Genomic DNA, 19,470 nt, shown 5'->3' on the forward strand with positions numbered 1-19,470 from the left:
AAATATTTTGAAAAAAAGAGTATTTCCTAAAGAAAATTGACAAACAGCAATATTTTTGAAAAAATAATAGGTAATGATTGGCGAAATACTGAGGTGATTGGAATGCTGTCGGATAAAGTGAAATTGACTGCAAAGGATATTTTAGAAAAAGAGTTTAAGACTGGTGTGCGCGGATACAAGCAGGAGGATGTAGATAAGTTTCTTGATTTGATCATTAAAGACTACGAAACCTTCCATCAGGAAATTGAAGAACTGCAGCAGGAGAATATGCGCTTGCGTAAGCTTGCTGAGGATGCTTCAAGGAGACAGCCTGCAGCTCAGGCCGCGGGGACAACGAATTTTGATATTCTAAAGAGATTATCAAACCTTGAAAAGCATGTATTTGGAAATAAGTTATACGATTGACAGTTTGTTCCCGCATTTCCTTTTTTATGCCATTGCATCTGCAATGGAAAATACATATAATAAGTCTTGTGTTCATTAATTGCGTTCGGGTAATCGCTGCAAGGAGCTTAATGCGGCCTTGTTGAGGAAAGTCCATGCTCGCACAGGCTGAGATGCCTGTAGTGTTCGTGCCTGGCGAAGTCATAAGCCAGGGCAGCCGGAATACGGCTGACGGCCGGGAAAATACCTAAGTCCTTATGGATATGGTATGAATACCTATAAAAGTGCCACAGTGACGGAGCTTTTCCAGAAATGGAAAAGGTGGAACGAGGTAAACCCCACGAGCGAGAAACCCAAATTTGGTAGGGGAATCTTTCCTGAGGAATCAAACAAGGGAAAGGACAGGTCTTAACACCTGTAGATAGATGATTACCGCCTTTGTACGAGGCTTAATAGCCGTTTGCAGTACAAGGTACAGAACATGGCTTACAGAACGTAATTAATGCATTAAAAATGAAAATGATTTAAGGCTCTCCTGAATCGGGGGGCTTTTTTATTTTTTATATAGTTATGTGTTATCCTATGTACATAAGAACAACAAAAGTAAGGGTGAAATAATGGGTAAATATCAAATTATAGCAACAGCTGCCATGGGTCTTGAAGCATTGGTTGCAAAAGAAGTCCGGGCACTAGGGTATGATTGTCAGGTTGAAAATGGGAAAGTAGTCTATGAAGGAGATGAAAGTGCAATTGCACGTTCAAACCTCTGGCTCCGTACCGCAGACCGCATTCGCATAAAAGTTGGCGAGTTTAAAGCATACTCATTTGACGAGCTTTTTGAGAAAACAAAAGGATTGCCTTGGGAAAAATACCTTCCGGAGGACGCGGAGTTCCCTGTTTCCGGAAAGTCAGTAAAATCAAAGCTCTTTAGTGTATCTGATTGTCAGGCAATTGTAAAAAAAGCGGTTGTTGACCGTTTACAGCACCATTATAAACGGAGCGGATGGTTTGATGAATCTGGTGCACTTTACCGGATCGAGGTTTCGCTTTTAAAGGATGTTGCTACCATTACAATTGATGCTACAGGAAAGCAGGCACTTCATAAACGGGGTTACAGGGTTGACCAGGGGGAAGCTCCATTAAAAGAAACGCTTGCCGCTGCTCTTGTATTGCTTACCAACTGGAATCCAGACAAGCCATTTATTGATCCCTTCTGTGGCTCAGGCACCATTCCAATTGAAGCCGCTTTAATTGGGCAAAATATTGCTCCAGGCTTCAACCGCGATTTTGTTTCTGAAAACTGGGGCTGGATACCCCAAGCGGTATGGGACGAAGCGCGAAATGAAGTAGAGGATTTAGCAAAATATGACCAGCCGCTTGATATTGCAGGTACCGATATTGATCACCGCATGGTCAAAATGGCGACTGAAAATGCATTCGAAGCAGGTTTTGCGGATCTTATTAAATTCAAGCAAATGCAGGTTAGAGATATAACAACACCGAAGGAGTACGGTGTCATTGTTGGAAATCCGCCGTACGGTGAACGTATTGGTGAAAAAAGTGCCGTAGAGCAAATGTATAGGGAAATGGGACAGGCATTTGCCAAGCTTGACACCTGGTCCATTTACATTCTTACTTCAAATGAAGACTTTGAGAAACTCTATGGGAAACCAGCCACAAAGAAAAGAAAACTCTTTAATGGTTTCATTAGGACAGATTATTACCAATACTGGGGTAAGCGACCACTGCGCACAGAGAATAATGAGTAAATAAAGCCAACGATTCCAAAGTGGAGTTTTTGGGGAAATGATCTAAGACCTTAATAAAAGTCTTAGCGGATTCCACAAACGATAGCATAAATTCCATCCCTCTTGAATATAATAGCTTTATTAAAAACAGGAGGGGTGGCAATGTATCAATCCAAAATTGACTTTTATAAAATTTCAAAAGCACTCCATGTTACTCTCCAAACATTAGATAGCGAACAGTTTGCTAAAGAGTCAGCAATGGAAAAAGTGTTAAATGCCAAAAAAGAATGGCAGCAAGCATTGTCATTTTCTTCAATCCTTTATAAATAAACAGCCTCATGCCTCTTAATTTCTTGACAGTTTTCTTGCTTGAGTTAAAATTAGATAATTGACGATAAGAAAATTTTTTTCTTATCATTAGAAAAAGCGCCTTGCTGGTCGCTTTTTTTTCACTTTTTATTAAGGCTCAGAAACTTGCTGAGCCACTATTTATTTGGAGGATTTACATGCAGAATAGAATGCCTTTTACTATAGATAAAACAGAATCATTCTACGACCGCCTCGGCGAATGGATTGGCGATGTATTTTATGATCTTTTGCCCGAGGAAGGTTTCGAAATAAGGGACGAACAAATCTATATGGCTTTTCAACTTGAAAAGGCGTTTAAAGAAAAACAGACGATTTTTGCAGAAGCGGGCGTAGGAACAGGAAAAACGCTTGTTTACCTTCTTTATGCCATTTGTTATGCACGATATACCAATAAGCCTGCCATCATCACCTGTGCAGACGAGACGCTTATTGAGCAGCTAGTAAAAAAAGAAGGAGATATTGCCAAGCTCGAGAAAGCCCTAAATCTTAATATCGATGTAAGACTCGCTAAATCCCGGGATCAATACCTGTGCCTGAAAAAGCTTGATACTGCTGTTGAATCAAGTGATTTTGAAGGATACGGGGATATTTATGATGAACTTCCCGATTTTGTTTTAAAAAACGGTACCTTAAAAACTTTTACCCGTTATGGGGACAGACGGGATTATGCCCATCTCACAGATGAACAATGGAAACAAGTAGGCTGGGATGCTGTACAGGATTGTTTTGCCTGTGAAAAAAGACATCGCTGCGGACAAACTCTTCACCGTGAATACTACCGAGGAGCATCAGATTTGATCATTTGTTCCCACGATTTTTATATGGAACATGTCTGGACAAAGGAATCAAGAAAGAGGGAAGGACAGCTGCCGCTCCTGCCTGAACACTCCTGTGTGGTATTTGATGAAGGACATCTTCTTGAGTTTGCTGCCCAGAAAGCATTAAGCTATCGGTTTACAGAACAAACTCTTGAAGCTCTTTTAACAAGATTGATGGAAAATAATGTGCGTGAAAAAACCTTGTATGCAATTGAAGATGCAATCCATGAAAACGAGAGCTTTTTTATGCATTTGTCTTTATCAGCAAAAACTGCTTCAGGCTCCGAAAAGAAGATCATCGAAAAAGACAGAGATTTATTAAGCCAGGGAAAAAGGCTTTATAATGCCCTTCAAAAAGTGGAAGAGGAATTGGTTTTTGACAGTGAGATGTATGTAATCAATGATTATGAACTGAAAATTGTTGAAGAATATTTAGAACAAATTACTTATTCTCTCTCACTTTTCTTACAGCCTATGAATGGAATTACCTGGTTTGAAGATCATTCAAGTGAAAGAACACTTGTCATAATGCCTAAGATGGTACAGGAAATTATGAAAGAAGAGGTTTTTTCTAAGAAGATGCCTTTTGTTTTTTCATCTGCGACGCTCTCAGAACAGCAGTCATTTGAATATATGGCGAAAAGCCTGGGTATAGAAGACTACCTGTCCTTTACAGTTGCGTCACCATTTGAATATGAGGAGAAGATGGAAATGCATCTTCCTTCCTTTAAAAACGATGACTTAAACAGTAAAGCAGAGTATGTTATCGAACAAATCAAACAGACTGAGGGCAGGGCTTTGATACTCGCCAATGACATCGAGGAAATAAAATTCTTGAAAAGTAGTCTTTCAAACATTGATTTTCCTGTGTACTTTGAGGGAGATGCAGAAATCAGCACATTGGTCTCTAAATTTCAAAATGAGGAACAGTCAGTTCTTTGTGCCCTGCATTTATGGGAGGGACTTGATATCCCGGGCAGATCATTGGAGAATGTGATTGTATTCTCGCTTCCGTTCCCTCCAAATGATCCTGTTTTTAGGGCGAAAAGGGAAGGTGCAGAAAATCCCTATCTTCAAGTTGATCTTCCTTACATGCTGCTTCGTTTGCGTCAGGGAGTTGGACGGTTGATCAGAAGCCATGAAGACAGAGGCTATGTCCACATTCTCCTAAACGAGGGATTGGATAAGGATGTATTGGAAAAAGTAAAGTCTGTTCTTCCAGTAGAGCCATTGCTTTAGAACAAAAACAGAACAAAACACAAAAGCGGTCCCGGAGTTCGAACATCCGGAGGACCGCTTTTTCTTTTTTATTTATCCTCTTAAGAGTTTCAAGCCTTCTGGGGTCATTTTTTCAGGAGACCATGCGGGCTCCCAAACAAGATTTACATCTGCCCTGGTTACTTCTTCAAGGCTTTGGACCGAATACTTAACTCCGCTAACTATACTGTCATGAAGAGGACATCCAGGAGTTGTAAGTGTCATGATAATATTGACGATCCCGTCTTCATTGGCCTGAACATCATATATAAGTCCCAAGTCTACTACATTAATATTTAATTCGGGATCATAAACGTTTTTTAATTCTTCACGGACTTTTTCAGTTAAACTCATTTTAAACACCTCATTTATTTTTTTATAACGCTCAATATAATAAAAGCAATTCCTAAAAAGGAAAGTGAGATAAAGAACTGGCCAATATTGAAAAGAACAAGATTCTTAATTATTAAAGACGCTGTGGTCAGCAATATCGAGATGATGAACGTACTAAAAAGAGGTACTGCTGTTTTTTCATTTATCATTTCTTTCAAGGAAGGAACCGATTTTTTACCGATTTCCTTACTGTATTTATGTGTCCACCATAGGAATGGAACAATTTTATACAAGTAGCCTAAAATACTTAATGCAATCCATAAAAAGATGTATGCATAGATAATAGGTCCCGGCAGTCTCTCAGGTTTATTGCTCCATAGGGAAAGAAAACCAGCAAGGTGAATGACTGCAGCAAACCCAATTGCGAGTAGAGCGGCCATAAATGGCTTGTCGAGTTTCTTTTTAATTCTTTTCTTCAGGATTTCGGAGGCGTGAATACCAAATAAGAGAAAGCCAGCAAAAAGCAGGAAGAATCCAGCCCTAAGACCCATTGAAGAATTTATAAAGAAAGAAACAAAGGAAATCAATAAACCGGAGATATAAAAAGTAAAAACATACTTGGCTTTTGCCATGGAATAACCATGGGATAAAGAAAACATGGGAACCATTTTATATGAAAAGCCAAAAATAAGGAGGGTGAACCATCCAGCTAATCCCAATAAAAGGTGACCTTTAAATATTGCCTGGTAATCAGGACCTGCCCCTGTTTTTAGACTATAAACAAGGACTATGCCAAGGGATATGGTTAGCAGAAGGCATACCAGAGCCGTTCCCACAAACAGAGTTAGAATATTTGGTTTTGTTTGTTTTCGCAATGTCATTACCATTTGAACAAGAAACAATAGGATTCCTATTAAAGTGATGATTCCTGGGATTAGAGCTTTTTGTGGTTCAAAAAATAAAGCTCCTGCAAAAAAAGTAATCCCTAAAGCTGTTAAAGCAAACTGGATAAAGCCAAACTTTTCACTCCAAACGGGTGTGAGAAAAGCAACGGGAACTAGCTGATACATGGCACCCATTGCTGTCATCAATGCCCATCCTAATATTAAAAGGTGGGCTGCCGACCACACAGCGGGTATTCGAAAAACTCCTTCTGACATTAAACCGCCGTGAAATAGTAATATTAGTTGGGATATTACAAGGGCAGCCATGCTATAGATGATAAAAGAAAAAGGAAGTTTAATATTTGTTTCACTCCCCTTATTTTGAGGAAGCATAACCATTCACCTTCTTATCGAAAAATTTCTATTTTAAAACTCCCATCTTCTTGTGGTGCTGTCCGATGTTTTAACCCTTGTTCCTCAAGCTGTTCATATAGGAACATGGGCCGTCTGTCATTAATAATAGTGAGCTTTTCTCCTGGTACAAGATCTTCAATGGCAGCAAGGGTTCTCATCATTGGCTGGGGCGGTTCAAGTCCGCGGTTATCTAAAATCATCCTGCATTCTCCTTTTACATTGAATAAGCCAATTATTTTCTTTGGCTAATCAGAATTTATATTCATACATACTGAACGCGCGACGGAAAGGACATGGAAGGCTTCGTCAGCTTTAGCCTTGAAAGTAGAAAGAGTAAAGCTTTTTTAAGGTTATGCCGTTTTGAACTTGATAAGGGTTAAAACGGCTCAGTTCTCACTTAAAGGCTTGGCAATCACCGAGCTTTCTTTATAAAAATGACTTTCCAGTGTTTCTTCTCGAGCTCTTCCACTTCATGTGTAAAACCCTTTGCCTTCATTACCGCAAATAAAGGAACCGGTTTAAAGGGCGCATGAAGGATAAATACATCGTTATGATTTAAACCACTGATTGCCTCCATAATCTTTTGGAAAGGCTCCAATTTATTGTTTATGTCCTCCCGAACATCAAGTTCAATAATTCTTTGCTCCATTTCCCACACACTCCCTGTTTAATAGAATAATTCCTTTTTCAATGCTTCACGGTGAATCAGATAAAAGCCATCATCATCCTGATCAATGTACTCCTTCTTTTTTAAGTGGTTAATGGTTCTGCTGACTGTTTCCCGGGATGTTCCAATCATGTTGGCCAGTTCACGGTTTGTAAAATGTGTTGTGAATTTATATTGATCTCCAAAATGCTCCGCGTTTGTTTTACAAAGTCTCACCAACAGAAGAACAATTTGTTCATAGGTATTATGAAGAATTTGTTCCTCGAGCCGTTGCTGCAAATCAACAATTTTTTCCCCAAGTACTTTAAAAAGCTTGATACATAATTCGGGATAAGTAATTAGTATCTCTTCAAATTTATCTATTGGGATAACAATCAAAAACGCATCCTCTAATACCTCGGCGTGTGCAGGGAAAGTTCCCTGCCGGAAGAACCCTGCATGAGGGAACATTTCCCCAGGCTCTAATACAGAAACGATTTGCTCCTTACCTGAAAAATCAGTTTTATAAATCTTTACCTTACCTGAGTGAATGAAAAAAACCCGGTCCAATAAATCTTCCTGCATAAATACGTACATCTTTTGCTTATAATTTCTTGTTTGTGCAATTTTGACAAAAGGGTCCAGTTCCTCTTTTGTTAATTCTTTAAAAATAGGGACAGCTGAAAGCCTCATAAAAATATCTTCTGTTTTCATTTGCATCACCTTTGCTTAAAAACTTCTTATTTATAACGCGAGTTTATCAGAGAATGATGTTTAAATATGTGACCGGCGTCATAGTTAGATAGTTTTTTTGAAAATAATTCTCACTGCTGTGCGAAATATCACACGACATAGATGAGGAGGTTCACTTTATGGTGTTCTTTCAGCATTTACAATACGAGTATAGAACATAAGAAAGGAATGAACAGTATGGAAATTCAACGGGGAACACCAGTAAATAAAGTGGTGAAGGCAAATCGAAATGCACTTTTAAAATCCATTTTAATTATCACCATTTTACTAAGCTTTACGGTTTTATTAGGAGGCGGCTACTGGATCTTTAAAGAGCAGGCGCCAAGGCCTATAAAAGTAACAAATCAGAATGGCGAGGTCCTTCTAACGAAAAAGTCTATTATGGGGGGCCAGGCAGTTTTCCAAAAGTGCGGTTTAATGGATTATGGTACAGTGCTGGGACACGGTTCTTATATGGGTCCTGACTATACAGCAGAAGCCCTTAAGGTCTATACACAGGGAATGCAGGATTTTAAAGCGAATAAAAAGTTTGGCTCTGATTTTGGCAAACTGGCTGAAGATGAAAAAACAATTATTCGTAATGATGTAATTAAGGAAATGCGGAAAAATCGTTATGACAGCAAGAAAGACACTATGAAGCTTACTGATGCACAAGCTTTTGGACTTGAAAAGGTAAGAGCTTACTATAAAATTGTATTTACAAAAGGGGATGGCTGGGGATTAAAGGCTAACCTGATCAATGAGAAAGATTTGCCAAGTGGTGATCGCGCTTATGTAGCCAATGGCAGCCAAATTAAACAAATCTCTGATTTCTTCTTCTGGACAGCATGGCTTTCTAGCACCGTACGTCAGGGAGATAAAATTACTTACACAAACAACTGGCCATATTATGAAGACGCAGGAAACCATCTTTCATTCTCTGCTATATGGTGGAGCGGGGCAAGTGTAACTGTTTTAATATTATTTGTAGGTATCATTCTTTACCTCTTCTATCGCTATCATTTAGGAATGCAGGAAGCCTATACACCAGGAAATTTCCCTAAACTGGATATAAGAAAAATTCCGGTAACACCTTCACAGCGTAAGGTTGGAAAGTATTTCTTAATTGTATCTGCGCTATTTTTTGTTCAATCCATGTTTGGTGCTCTGCTCGCGCACTATTATATCGAGCCGGAAAGCTTCTTTGGATTAAAATGGATTCATGATATTCTTCCATTCAATATAACAAAGGGATTCCACTTACAGCTGGCAATCTTCTGGATCGCAACATCCTGGCTGGGAATGGGAATTTATGTAGCACCACTTGTCGGCGGTCATGAACCAAAGAAACAAGGATTGCTGGTTGATATTTTATTCTGGGCTCTAGTAGTTCTTGTCGTAGGAAGTATGGCAGGACAATGGCTTGGAGCAAACGGCTATCTGGGTAACAATTGGTTCCTATTGGGTCACCAGGGCTGGGAATACCTCGAGCTTGGACGTATCTGGCAGATAATTCTTGTCGAAGGAATGCTGATCTGGCTGTTTATAGTTTACCGTGGAATCAGGAGCGGCCTGAAACGGGAAACAGATAAGGGCGGCTTAATCCACCTGTTATTCTATTCTGCAATAGCTGTACCATTGTTCTATGTTTTTGCTTTCTTTATCAATCCTGACACAAGCTTCACATTTGCCGATTACTGGCGCTGGTGGATAATCCACTTATGGGTAGAAGGTATTTTTGAAGTATTTGCGGTAGTTGTTATTGGATTCTTGATGGTTCAAATGAATCTAGTAACAAAAAGCTCAACTGTAAAAGCTCTTTATTTCCAATTGATCCTGCTCCTTGGCAGCGGTGTAATTGGTATCGGTCACCACTATTACTACAATGGATCTGCAGAGGTTTGGTTAGGACTAGGCGCAGTATTCTCTGCCCTTGAAGTTATTCCTTTGACATTACTTATTCTTGAAGCTTACGAACAATACCGTATGATGCGTGACGGAGGAGTAAATTTCCCTTATAAAGGCACATTCTGGTTCTTAATTTCAGTAGCAATTTGGAACTTGGTTGGAGCAGGGGTACTTGGCTTCCTGATCAATCTTCCAGCTGTCAGCTACTTTGAACACGGTCAGTTCCTGACACCAACACATGGCCACGCTTCTATGATGGGTGTATACGGAATGTTTGCCTGCGCAGTTCTTCTTTACTCCATGCGAAATATAGTTAAACCTGAAGCATGGAACGACAAATGGATCAAATTCAGCTGTATTGCACTCAATGTCGGCCTTGCCGGGATGGTATTTGCTTCCTTGCTTCCTGCAGGATTCCTGCAAATCAAAGAATCCTTCTATCATGGTTATGCTGCATCACGTTCGTCAGCATTCTTGCAAAAGGATATTGTTCAGACTCTATTAACCTGGCGTGCTGTTCCTGATACTATCTTCCTTATCGGAGTTGCGAGCCTGTTGCTGTTCTGCTTAAAAGCAATGTTTAACTTAAGGAGTGTAACCCATAAAGAAAATGAAACACTGCCTGTAAAGGATCTCGCTTCAAATGAAGATTAAAAGAAAGGAGGCTGCCCAACCGGGCAGCCTCTTTACCATTATTGTTTAGGGAATTTTTGGATTTTTACCTTGTGGATAACTCCGAACTAAGTTCTTGTAATCTAGCCCCAGCGCCCAGCCAGTTTTCCTCGAGAATATGCTTCTTTGAATATCTTGTGAGGAATCATGAATCGAACAACTCGGGGTCATAAGCCAAATCACTTCAAGATGACTGCGTGATTCGTCTTATGCCTGTCTGAGGCCCACAGGACAAGGAAAACTTCGGAAGCTTAAGCATCGCACGAAGAAAAAGCATTAGCTTTTTCGAGGAAGTGAGTCAGAAAGGCGTTGCCAAAGGAAGTGGCGGTTTTAAGCCTTTCATCATCTGTTCAGGGCGCTTGCGCCTTTTGTACTTATTCACCTTCTGTGGTATTTTCCTTATTCTCATTACAGTCAAAACAAATAATCTTTTTATCCTCTGTCTGAATTCCTGCAAAAAAGCCGTCCAGGCAAAACAGGTCCTTCCCGCAATTACAGCATGATCCTACCAGTTCCCTCATGTGATCCCTCCCGCAAGTAAACTATAAAAAATATCATTTTAACAGTGTGATGGGTCTCACTAAAGCATTTCTATCTCTATTTTATAATATAGAGGAAGGTAAAAAAACATTAAAGGAGTGGAAACAATGAAAATTTTTACAGCAGTTGTAAATGTACCGGATTATCCGCCACGAGAAAAACATCCAACTATTTTTAGTACATTCGATGAATTAAAAAGTGGCCAAAGCATGCAGATTATTAATGATCATGATCCAAGGCCGCTTTTGTACCAGTTTATGATGGAGCGCCCTGAACAGTTCAATTGGGAGTATCTTGAAGAAGGTCCTGAAACCTGGAAGGTAGCAATTGACAAAAAGTAGACTCTGACGGATTTGCTTTTGCTTTTCTCTTAACCTCACATCCCCATATTCTTAACAACAGATGAAACATCTGTTGTTTTTTTTCTTCAGTCGAATTCAGGTTAATTACTTAAAAGTCTGAACATTTTTTAATATCCTTTTCAGAAAAGTATGATAAAATGGGTTGGTAAATAATAGAGGGGGGAAAGGAATGAACGAGAAGCTGAAGGAACTGGAAAAAGAGTTTCTTGATTTTGTAAAAAAGATGAGCGCCTATAATGAAGCACTAGGGCTGATATATTGGGATTTGCGAACAGGGGCACCAAAAAAAGGCGTAGATCAAAGATCTGAAGTGATTGGCATGCTTTCCTCTGAAGTATTTAAAATGTCCACTTCGGAAGAAATGGCAGCTTACATAGCGAATTTATCGAGCGGAGAACTATCAGGGAATACGAAAAAGATTTTAGAAGAATGTAAGAAACAATACGACAGAAACAGAAAAATACCTGCTGAAGAGTTCCGGCAATATGTTGTTTTGCAGTCCAAAGCTGAGAGCGTCTGGGAGGAAGCTAGAGCGAAATCAGATTTCGAAATGTTCCGTCCTTACCTGGAAAAATTAGTGGAGATGAACAAGCGATTCATCCGATATTGGGGATATGAAGGAAATAAATATAATACCCTGCTGGATATGTATGAGCCAGGGGTAACTGTAGAAGCTCTGGATCAGGTTTTTGGCCAGCTTAGGGAAAAGATTGTTCCTTTAGTTAAGCAAATTTCGGAATCCGCAAACAAGCCACATACAGATTTTCTTTTTGAGAACTTTCCTAAAGACAAGCAAAGGCAGTTTAGCGAAGAAATCTTAAACCAAATGGGCTACGACTTTCAGGCAGGCAGGCTTGATGAAACTGTCCATCCATTCGCAACAGGATTGAATCCGGGGGATGTACGTGTTACCACAAGATACGATGAAAATGACTTCCGTACAGCCGTTTTCGGAACGATTCATGAAGGGGGCCATGCCCTGTATGAACAGAATATTTCACCTGACTTAATCGGTACACCGCTTTGCAGCGGGACCTCGATGGGAATTCATGAATCACAATCTTTATTTTATGAAAACTTTGTAGGCCGCAGCTTTTCCTTCTGGAAAGGAAATTATGATCTGTTAAAAGACTATACCGGAGATCAGTTTAATGGAGTAAGACTGGAGGATTTCTGCCGAGCCATTAATGAGTCCAAGCCTTCATTAATAAGGATTGAAGCAGATGAACTCACCTATCCGCTTCACGTCATTATCCGATATGAAATAGAGAAAGGCCTATTTAATGACGAGATAGAGGTTAAAGACCTGCCTGAAATCTGGAATGATATGTACGAAAAATACCTTGGAATACGTCCGCAAAAGGATGCTGAGGGTGTTCTTCAGGATGTTCATTGGTCAGGAGGAAGCTTTGGCTATTTTCCTTCCTATGCGCTGGGATACATGTATGCTGCCCAGTTTAAGCAAAAGATGCTCGAGGATATCCCGAACTTCGATCAGCTTCTGGAAGAGGGAGACCTCAAGCCAGTCCGCGAGTGGCTTACAAAAAATATTCACCAGTTTGGCAAGCTGAAAAAACCACTGGAAATTCTTAAGGATGTTACAGGAGAGGGCTTAAACGCCCAATATCTCATTGACTATCTGTATGAAAAGTACGGAAAAGTATATCAGTTAAGCTAACAATGAAAAAAGGGACCGGAGAAATTCTCCAGGTCCCTTTTTACTGTCAAAATTCACTTCGGTCATCCATTAATTATCAAAATGATATAGGCTCCGTCTGGGCCAAATACCGTGATAGCCTCACTCGCTATCCCTACAAGGTACAATTGGATTAAGCTTGTATCTCAGCTAACAATCTATAAGTTAACTATTTCCTCAAAAGACTCGCCTTCCTGAGTAGCAGGTGCCAGCGAGTCAGTGTTTATCCTATTACCAGGTTTTGAACCCTTTTGATCCAATAGGAGCGTTTTGAATCATATCAATAAATGGAATAGTGTAAGCGAATAGGATTAAAACAATAGAAATGCCAATCCATAATTTCCAGTTTTCCAATACCATTGGGGTTGCTTCAGCATTTTCAGCTTGTTCTCCAACTGGGAATTCCTCTTCTCCTTTTGGAGCGAAGAAAGCCAGGTTAATGAAGATTATGATAATCAGGATAATACCGATAAATAAGATTATTCCGCCAACAGCCTGTGCAATTTGATAAGGTATCCACTCAGCAGCCTGCTTAGCACCCATATACGTAGAGAAAGCAGAACGCCTTGGTGCACCAAGCAATCCTTCAGCATGCATAGAACCTGACATGAAAGCCATACCTATAAACCAAACCCATGCCTGGATTAATGCCAGTTTATTCATTTTCTTAGTTAATTTACGACCGGTTAAATGCGGAATCAGCCAGTAAGAAATACCAAAGAAAGTAAGAACAACAGAGGTTGCCAGTGTTAAATGGAAGTGACCTGTAATCCAGATGGTATTATGAACAACTTGGTCCATTTGGTTAGAAGCATTAATAATACCACCAGCACCTGCAGGAATGAAGGCAGCCATTCCGATAAACGGAACAGTAAAACGGGCATCATTCCAAGGAAGCTTTTTAACCCAGCCAAACATTCCTTTTGCACCTTTAGCTCTTCCCGCTGATTCGAAGGTTGCAAACATTGCAAAAGCTGTCATTAGGGAAGGAATAATAACCAGGAAGGTTAAAATAACCTGGATGAATTTCCATGCAGGATCAATTCCAGGCTCAGTTAACTGATGGTGGAATCCTACAGGGATTGAGAATAATAGGAACAGAATAAATGACAATCTCGCAAGAGAATCAGAGAATATTTTTCCCCCGATTACCTTTGGAATAACAACATACCAAGCCATATATGCAGGCAGCAGCCAGAAGTAAACAAGTGGATGTCCGAAATACCAGAATAAAGTACGGCTAACAAGAACATCAACTCGATCAATTAAACCAAGTGACCAAGGAAGAAGCTGGAATAGTACTTCAGCTGCTACGCCAATCGTACAAATAATCCAAAGAACAGTGTTAATTACAGCCATAAAACTTAAAAGCGGACCTGGCTTGCCAGGATTATTTTTTTTCCATTTTGCATAAGTCATAATCTGCGCAATTCCGTCAATCCAGCTGCCCACTACTACAAATGTTAAGCCAAGATAGAAAATCCAGTGAGCTTGAAGCGGTGCATAGAAGGTATATAAAACAGTTGCTTTATTCATTAAAACCATTACAGCGGCCATTACAGTTCCGAGCGTCATCACCCAGAATCCAATCCAGCCTGTCAGTCGGGCTTTATCGGAGTGAGTACCAGCAGTACGGCTAACTGCGGCATGCTGGAAGCCCATGATGAAAAATGTTGTTAGTACAAGACCTAATAAAACCCCGTGAACAGTAAGAACTTGATAATAGCCAATCCCGCCGGGAAGTTCAAACTTCCCAGATCGGACAAGAGTTTGCAAAAGTCCCATCAGTCCGCCAATTGCAAGAGCGGCAAATGCTACGTAAAAATGTGCCATTGATAGCTTTGCATCACGCGAATCTACTTTAATAGTTGAATTTATGCTAGGCATTATTTTTTCACCTCAATCTTAGAACTCATTAAATGATGGCCTGTACCGCAATATTCGTTACATACAATCAGGTACTCGCCTTCTTTATCAAATGTTGTTGTATATTCACTTACATAACCAGGCTCAAGCATCATATTGATATTAGTGCCTGCTACTTCAAAGCCGTGTACTACATCTTTTGTTGTTGAAATAACTTTTACCTTGGCACCAAGAGGAACCGTTACTTGTGTTGGATTATAAGCAAAGGCCTGAGCGACATAAACAAGTTCGTAATCCCAATCCTTGCCCTCTACCTTATGAAGACCAGGTTTATTAAATGGTGCAGTTTGGTCCACTTTTTCCGGATCAACAGTAGTTAAACAGCTAGGCGGTTTATTTCCAAGATAGAATGCGCTTACTCCGATTGTGGACAGAAACACAATTAGTGCTGCCAAACCAAAGATAAGCCAAATTTTTTCGAGTTTATGCATATGCATGTCTTTTTTCCCCTTTCAAGATTAGAAACGATCTACGAATAAAAAGTAAACACCCAGCCAGGTGACAATAATGAATAAGCCTAAAAACATTACGGAAGCCATTGTTCCTTTAAGTGATTCACTTTCCTCTTCATGTTTCACTTTTGGATTGGACTTTGGTCCGGTTTTAAGTTGAGCCTTTGCCATTTCTCTTCGCACTCCCCTCTGTAAATTGAAATATAGCTAAGATAAGTTCTATTTCATAATACAAAACAATTGAGAAAGTAAAAGATGGGTTTCCTAAAATTCACAAATTGTTCAATACTAGGTAATTACTATGATAAAGTTAAAAACCCCTCAAAACTGTGATATACATCACTTTTGGCTTGATCCACTTGTGAACTTTATGTGAAAAATAACATTGGGGGTGTGATGAAAGTTGTTGATTACTAGATTGATTATTTTTAACCAAATAAGTTTGCAAGAGTAACCTTTTTCTTATCTGAAAATAAAATAAAGAATATAATGTTTTTGGAAGCGAGAGGAATTTTTATGGAAAAATATTATTGTGAATCATGCCGGCTTCTTTATGAGAAAGAGCAGGCATGCAAGGTTTGCGGGGAAACTGCCAAAAATAAGATTTGGATAGAAGTTCAAAATCAAAAGGATTCCAGAAATTAGGGGAGGCTGAGGAGCTTCCCTTCATTTCATTGAAAGAGAGAAGAATGTTTTAATAAATTACCAGACATTTTCTTATTGCTACGAATCAGCTTCGAAAGGTAAGAGGGGAAATAAAGGAACTGTTTATTAACCGAAAACAATGTTGGAGGGAACGGTAATAATAAGACCTGTTTAGTGACCGAAATCCGCTGGAGAAAGGAGAACCGATGACTAACTAAAAAACCTGGCTTCTTGAACGAAAGTTGATTTCATGCGTGGGGATGGTAAATAAAACAAAAGGTAAACATATACAACATCCCTTAAACCGACAATCCCCTTTTATTTAGAATAATAAAAAAATATGATAAAATTATGAAATAAATAAGCAAAGGATGATGAATTTTGTATTTGCCTTCTTTTAAATTGGATGGGAAAAAAGCGATTGTTACGGGTGCAGGCAGGGGGATTGGACGAGCTCTTGCAGTTGGCATGGCGGAAGCGGGTGCTGATGTAGCATTATTGTCCAGAACCGCGGCTGATTTGGAGGAAACAGCATCTTTAATACATAAAACAGGAAGAAAAACATTAATTCTTCCTACAGATGTGACACAGAGAGAAGAGGTTCAGCACTCGGTAAATAAAATATCCGAAGAGTGGGGAGCCCCAGACATTCTTGTTAATAATGCAGGAATGAACATCCGCTCAAAGGCATTGGATGTTACAGATGATGAATGGAAAACCATCATGGATACAAACCTTAAATCTGCTTTTATGATGTCCCAGGAAGTTGGACGCGTTATGAAGGAACATGGAAAAGGCGGAAGAATTATCTCTATTACATCAGTAGGGGGCCATGTTGCATTAAGAACGGGAGTAGTCTATGCAGCAACAAAAGCGGCATTAATCCAAATGACAAAGGTTCTTGCGCTTGAATGGGGACAGTATAATATCAATGTAAATGCTATCGGGCCTTGGTATTTTAAAACTCCTCTCACTGAAAAGCTTCTTGCAGATAAAGAGTATGTCAGCGATATCCTTGCTGTTACCCCTCTAAAAAGAGTGGGTGAACTGGAAGAATTGGTCGGTCCTGTTGTTTTTCTAGCCTCCAATGCAGGAAACTACGTTCATGGACAAACACTCTTTGTCGATGGCGGCATGACTATCCACGGATTTTGATAAGAAATAGCCAAAAGGCATGTCCCAACTGAGACATGCCTTTTCCGCTTTTTTTTTTAGAAAAAACTATTGAAGATCCACCGCAAGGATCAGGTTCAGTGTACCTGCATTTCCTAAATGAACTGGCAGACGGAAAGCCTTGGAGAATCCATATACCTTTGCCTCTCCAACGAGAACAGTGGGAGGGGTAATATCCATATTATATCCCTGGTTAAATGCATGTGAAGAAAAGCTGCCGGCAATCATATTACCAAGTTCTCCTGCAAAAGAATCGAGCATTTCCCCATCGAGATACATTCCGAACATTTTTTCAGCAATTCTCCCAAAGATTTCCACATTCCCATCAATAATAAGTCGTCCGCGCACTTCACCTGTCAATCCTATCAGTACGCCCATGGAATGCTGGGTAAACGGCTGACTAAATAGAGAAGGAGAATCAAGCTTTATATCAAAAGGCAAAATAGCTTTTACCGAAAGAATGACGGCATTTAATATGTCAGTAACACTTTTAGTTAAGGTCATTCCTGTTTCCTCCGAGGATTAATAGGTAAATTTTATCATAAAGAATCAAATTGAGACTGAAAAATTTGATAATTAATTTGGAAATGTTTTAATAATGTAAAAAGGTGAAAAGCAAGATATACTGAAATAGCACAACAACACCTTCAAAACGTATTGCTTCCCCCTGGTGTGGGAAGCTTTTTTTATGCAAAAAAAATTAAGGGAATACATATTATTTAATTGGGGAAAAGGCAGAGAGAGTTATAAATGAATAATCATCTAAATGTGGGAAAAAATATCAACACCGCATTAAAGGAGAAAAAAACATGCCAATAATCCTCTCAATTGCAGAAGCTATTCCTGAATATCAAATAAAACAAGAACAGGTAATGGATTTTGCCCATGATCTTTTTTCAGAATCATATAAGGATATAGAAAGGCTTTTAAAGGTTTTTCAAAATGGATTAATAGAAAAGCGTCATTTTGCCAGGGATCTTGATTGGTTCAAACATGAATGGACTTTTGAAGAAAAGAACCAGGCCTATATCGAATCAGCTACTTCCCTTGGCAAAGAGGCAATTGAAAAATGCCTGGCCAGCGATACGTTTCTACAACGTGAAGTTCCTTATCAGGAAATTGATGCGCTTTTTTTCATCTCAACGACAGGTCTTGCCACACCGAGTATCGATGCAAGGATTATGAATCTTCTTCCGTTTTCACCCCATACTAAAAGGATACCTATATGGGGTCTGGGCTGTGCGGGTGGCGCATCGGGTTTATCAAGAGCATTTGAATACTGTCTGGCCTACCCGTCAGCAAAGGTTCTTGTCTTATCTGTAGAACTATGCAGTCTTACATTTCAGCGGAATGACCGATCTAAAAGTAATCTCATCGGAACCTCTCTATTTGCAGATGGTGCTGCCTGTGCACTTGTTTGTGGAGACGAGGCAATTGATCAATCGATTAGTTTAAAGAGGACATTACCTAAAATATTCGATGTCCAATCAACCTTAATGCCTGATTCTCTTGATGTGATGGGGTGGGATATTAAAAACCAAGGTCTTTATGTTATTTTTTCAAGAGATATCCCAACTATTGTAGAAAACTGGCTGAAGCCTAATGTCAGCAGCTTTTTGGAAAAAAACAATCTAGAAATACATAAATTAAGCCATTTTATAGCCCATCCTGGAGGCAAAAAGGTTTTAGAGGCTTATGAAACGTCGCTTGGAATTTCGGCTGCCATGAATTCAATATCACTTGATGTATTAAAGGAATATGGAAATATGTCGTCGGCTACCATTCTGTATGTTTTAAAAAGGTATATGGAGAAGGAATTCAGTAATGGGGAAATTGGCCTTGGGGCTGCCCTTGGGCCAGGATTTAGTTCGGAACTTCTATTAATGAGGTGGGAAGAGTGCTAATTTTTTATCTGGTTCTTGCCATCATAATTATCCAAAGACTTGCGGAGCTAAGAATCGCAAGAAGTAATGAGATATGGATGAAAAGTAAGGGTGCTCTTGAATTTGGCCACAAGCATTACAGGCTGATGGTCATGATGCATACACTATTTTTTGTGGCGCTTTTAGCCGAAGTTATTGTGCTGAAAAGAGGATTATCGCCCTATTGGCCTGCCCTTTTGATCCTGTTTCTTGTTACCCAGGGGGTTAGAGTGTGGGCGCTCAGTTCGCTCGGAAGGTTTTGGAATACTAAAATTATTGTTCTTCCCAATGCAAATATTGTTCGAAAAGGTCCCTATCGTTTTATTAAGCATCCCAACTATGTAATTGTTACGATTGAACTAATAGTGATCCCTCTTCTATTTCAGGCCTATATTACAGCCGGAGTATTTACATTATTAAATGCGGCCATGCTTTCCATTCGAATTCCGGCTGAAGAAAAAGCTCTTAAGCAATTAACAGAATATGATACAACCTTTAAAGACTGTAACCGATTTGTACCGGAATTGTTAAAGAAATATGACAGTTAACCAGCAGCGCTTGAAAACCATTATCATTCATGTTAAACTCT

At 39.5% G+C, this 19,470-nt stretch carries 21 protein-coding genes and 1 other RNA gene; 12 read left to right on the forward strand and 10 right to left on the reverse strand.

What is annotated here, in order from left to right:
* Nucleotides 1–102 precede the first annotated feature (102 nt).
* From gpsB to AC3WR0_RS14390, 5 genes are all read left to right on the forward strand, one after another.
* Nucleotides 103–405 (forward strand): cell division regulator GpsB, encoded by a 303-nt coding sequence (gene gpsB / locus AC3WR0_RS14370; RefSeq protein ID WP_027321973.1) that lies wholly within the window; start codon nucleotides 103–105, stop codon nucleotides 403–405.
* Nucleotides 406–486: 81 nt separating this feature from the next.
* Nucleotides 487–878, forward strand: an RNA gene (gene rnpB / locus AC3WR0_RS14375) — RNase P RNA component class B.
* Between the two features lie 123 nt (nucleotides 879–1,001).
* Nucleotides 1,002–2,153, forward strand: coding sequence for a THUMP domain-containing class I SAM-dependent RNA methyltransferase (locus AC3WR0_RS14380; protein WP_492552955.1), 1,152 nt, complete (start codon nucleotides 1,002–1,004; stop codon nucleotides 2,151–2,153).
* A gap of 141 nt (nucleotides 2,154–2,294) precedes the next feature.
* A complete protein-coding gene (locus tag AC3WR0_RS14385; RefSeq protein WP_155900057.1) occupies nucleotides 2,295–2,462 on the forward strand; it encodes a hypothetical protein in 168 nt (55 codons plus the stop codon).
* Nucleotides 2,463–2,638: 176 nt separating this feature from the next.
* The gene (locus AC3WR0_RS14390) at nucleotides 2,639–4,558 is read left to right on the forward strand and encodes an ATP-dependent DNA helicase (RefSeq protein WP_492552956.1); all 1,920 of its coding nucleotides are present in this window, start codon (nucleotides 2,639–2,641) and stop codon (nucleotides 4,556–4,558) included.
* Nucleotides 4,559–4,630: 72 nt separating this feature from the next.
* Here the strand turns inward: AC3WR0_RS14390 and AC3WR0_RS14395 are convergent, their stop codons facing one another.
* From AC3WR0_RS14395 to AC3WR0_RS14415, 5 genes are all read right to left on the reverse strand, one after another.
* Nucleotides 4,631–4,930, reverse strand: a complete 300-nt coding sequence (locus AC3WR0_RS14395; protein ID WP_492552957.1) for a metal-sulfur cluster assembly factor — start codon at nucleotides 4,928–4,930, stop codon at nucleotides 4,631–4,633.
* A gap of 14 nt (nucleotides 4,931–4,944) precedes the next feature.
* Nucleotides 4,945–6,186 carry a hypothetical protein gene (locus AC3WR0_RS14400; protein WP_492552958.1) on the reverse strand — a complete coding sequence of 414 codons (1,242 nt, stop codon included), beginning with the start codon at nucleotides 6,184–6,186 and terminating at the stop codon, nucleotides 4,945–4,947.
* Nucleotides 6,187–6,200: 14 nt separating this feature from the next.
* Complete coding sequence (locus tag AC3WR0_RS14405; RefSeq protein WP_492552959.1) at nucleotides 6,201–6,407, reverse strand: DUF2249 domain-containing protein; 207 nt, start codon at nucleotides 6,405–6,407, stop codon at nucleotides 6,201–6,203.
* A gap of 212 nt (nucleotides 6,408–6,619) precedes the next feature.
* Nucleotides 6,620–6,856 carry a DUF2249 domain-containing protein gene (locus tag AC3WR0_RS14410; protein WP_492552960.1) on the reverse strand — a complete coding sequence of 79 codons (237 nt, stop codon included), beginning with the start codon at nucleotides 6,854–6,856 and terminating at the stop codon, nucleotides 6,620–6,622.
* A gap of 18 nt (nucleotides 6,857–6,874) precedes the next feature.
* Complete coding sequence (locus AC3WR0_RS14415; protein ID WP_492552961.1) at nucleotides 6,875–7,567, reverse strand: Crp/Fnr family transcriptional regulator; 693 nt, start codon at nucleotides 7,565–7,567, stop codon at nucleotides 6,875–6,877.
* Between the two features lie 216 nt (nucleotides 7,568–7,783).
* Between AC3WR0_RS14415 and AC3WR0_RS14420 the strand changes: the two genes are divergently transcribed.
* A complete protein-coding gene (locus AC3WR0_RS14420) occupies nucleotides 7,784–10,147 on the forward strand; it encodes a nitric-oxide reductase large subunit (protein WP_492552962.1) in 2,364 nt (787 codons plus the stop codon).
* 392 nt (nucleotides 10,148–10,539) lie between these two features.
* On the opposite strand, the gene AC3WR0_RS14425 is transcribed toward AC3WR0_RS14420, so the two are convergent.
* Complete coding sequence (locus tag AC3WR0_RS14425) at nucleotides 10,540–10,686, reverse strand: hypothetical protein (RefSeq protein ID WP_492552963.1); 147 nt, start codon at nucleotides 10,684–10,686, stop codon at nucleotides 10,540–10,542.
* 126 nt (nucleotides 10,687–10,812) lie between these two features.
* On the opposite strand from AC3WR0_RS14425, the gene AC3WR0_RS14430 reads away from it, so the two are divergent.
* Together AC3WR0_RS14430 and AC3WR0_RS14435 are read left to right on the forward strand one after the other, a co-directional pair.
* Nucleotides 10,813–11,046 (forward strand): DUF2249 domain-containing protein, encoded by a 234-nt coding sequence (locus tag AC3WR0_RS14430; RefSeq protein WP_492552964.1) that lies wholly within the window; start codon nucleotides 10,813–10,815, stop codon nucleotides 11,044–11,046.
* 190 nt (nucleotides 11,047–11,236) lie between these two features.
* Nucleotides 11,237–12,745 carry a carboxypeptidase M32 gene (locus AC3WR0_RS14435; RefSeq protein ID WP_492552965.1) on the forward strand — a complete coding sequence of 503 codons (1,509 nt, stop codon included), beginning with the start codon at nucleotides 11,237–11,239 and terminating at the stop codon, nucleotides 12,743–12,745.
* A gap of 249 nt (nucleotides 12,746–12,994) precedes the next feature.
* On the opposite strand, the gene AC3WR0_RS14440 is transcribed toward AC3WR0_RS14435, so the two are convergent.
* From AC3WR0_RS14440 to AC3WR0_RS14450, 3 genes are read right to left on the reverse strand one after another with little or no spacing between them, the layout of a single operon-like run.
* A complete protein-coding gene (locus AC3WR0_RS14440) occupies nucleotides 12,995–14,650 on the reverse strand; it encodes a b(o/a)3-type cytochrome-c oxidase subunit 1 (protein ID WP_492552966.1) in 1,656 nt (551 codons plus the stop codon).
* On the reverse strand, nucleotides 14,650–15,126 hold the full coding sequence (locus AC3WR0_RS14445) for a cytochrome c oxidase subunit II (RefSeq protein ID WP_492552967.1): 477 nt from the start codon (nucleotides 15,124–15,126) through the stop codon (nucleotides 14,650–14,652). Before AC3WR0_RS14445 ends, AC3WR0_RS14440 begins: the two co-directional genes overlap by 1 nt.
* Before the next feature lie 21 nt (nucleotides 15,127–15,147).
* Nucleotides 15,148–15,312, reverse strand: a complete 165-nt coding sequence (locus AC3WR0_RS14450) for a cytochrome c oxidase subunit 2A (protein WP_492552968.1) — start codon at nucleotides 15,310–15,312, stop codon at nucleotides 15,148–15,150.
* Between the two features lie 345 nt (nucleotides 15,313–15,657).
* Between AC3WR0_RS14450 and AC3WR0_RS14455 the strand changes: the two genes are divergently transcribed.
* Nucleotides 15,658–15,786, forward strand: coding sequence for a hypothetical protein (locus AC3WR0_RS14455; RefSeq protein WP_492552969.1), 129 nt, complete (start codon nucleotides 15,658–15,660; stop codon nucleotides 15,784–15,786).
* Between the two features lie 381 nt (nucleotides 15,787–16,167).
* Nucleotides 16,168–16,941 carry an SDR family NAD(P)-dependent oxidoreductase gene (locus AC3WR0_RS14460; protein WP_492552970.1) on the forward strand — a complete coding sequence of 258 codons (774 nt, stop codon included), beginning with the start codon at nucleotides 16,168–16,170 and terminating at the stop codon, nucleotides 16,939–16,941.
* A gap of 66 nt (nucleotides 16,942–17,007) precedes the next feature.
* On the opposite strand, the gene AC3WR0_RS14465 is transcribed toward AC3WR0_RS14460, so the two are convergent.
* The gene (locus AC3WR0_RS14465) at nucleotides 17,008–17,463 is read right to left on the reverse strand and encodes a chemotaxis protein CheX (RefSeq protein ID WP_492552971.1); all 456 of its coding nucleotides are present in this window, start codon (nucleotides 17,461–17,463) and stop codon (nucleotides 17,008–17,010) included.
* Between the two features lie 305 nt (nucleotides 17,464–17,768).
* Between AC3WR0_RS14465 and AC3WR0_RS14470 the strand changes: the two genes are divergently transcribed.
* Entirely contained in the window at nucleotides 17,769–18,863 is a 1,095-nt protein-coding gene (locus AC3WR0_RS14470) for a type III polyketide synthase (RefSeq protein WP_492552972.1), read from the forward strand.
* Entirely contained in the window at nucleotides 18,857–19,429 is a 573-nt protein-coding gene (locus AC3WR0_RS14475) for an isoprenylcysteine carboxyl methyltransferase family protein (protein ID WP_492552973.1), read from the forward strand. The genes AC3WR0_RS14470 and AC3WR0_RS14475 overlap by 7 nt, the downstream gene beginning before the upstream one ends.
* Nucleotides 19,430–19,470 lie beyond the last annotated feature (41 nt).

The sequence above is a fragment of the Neobacillus sp. FW104-15D2 genome, assembly GCF_058790155.1.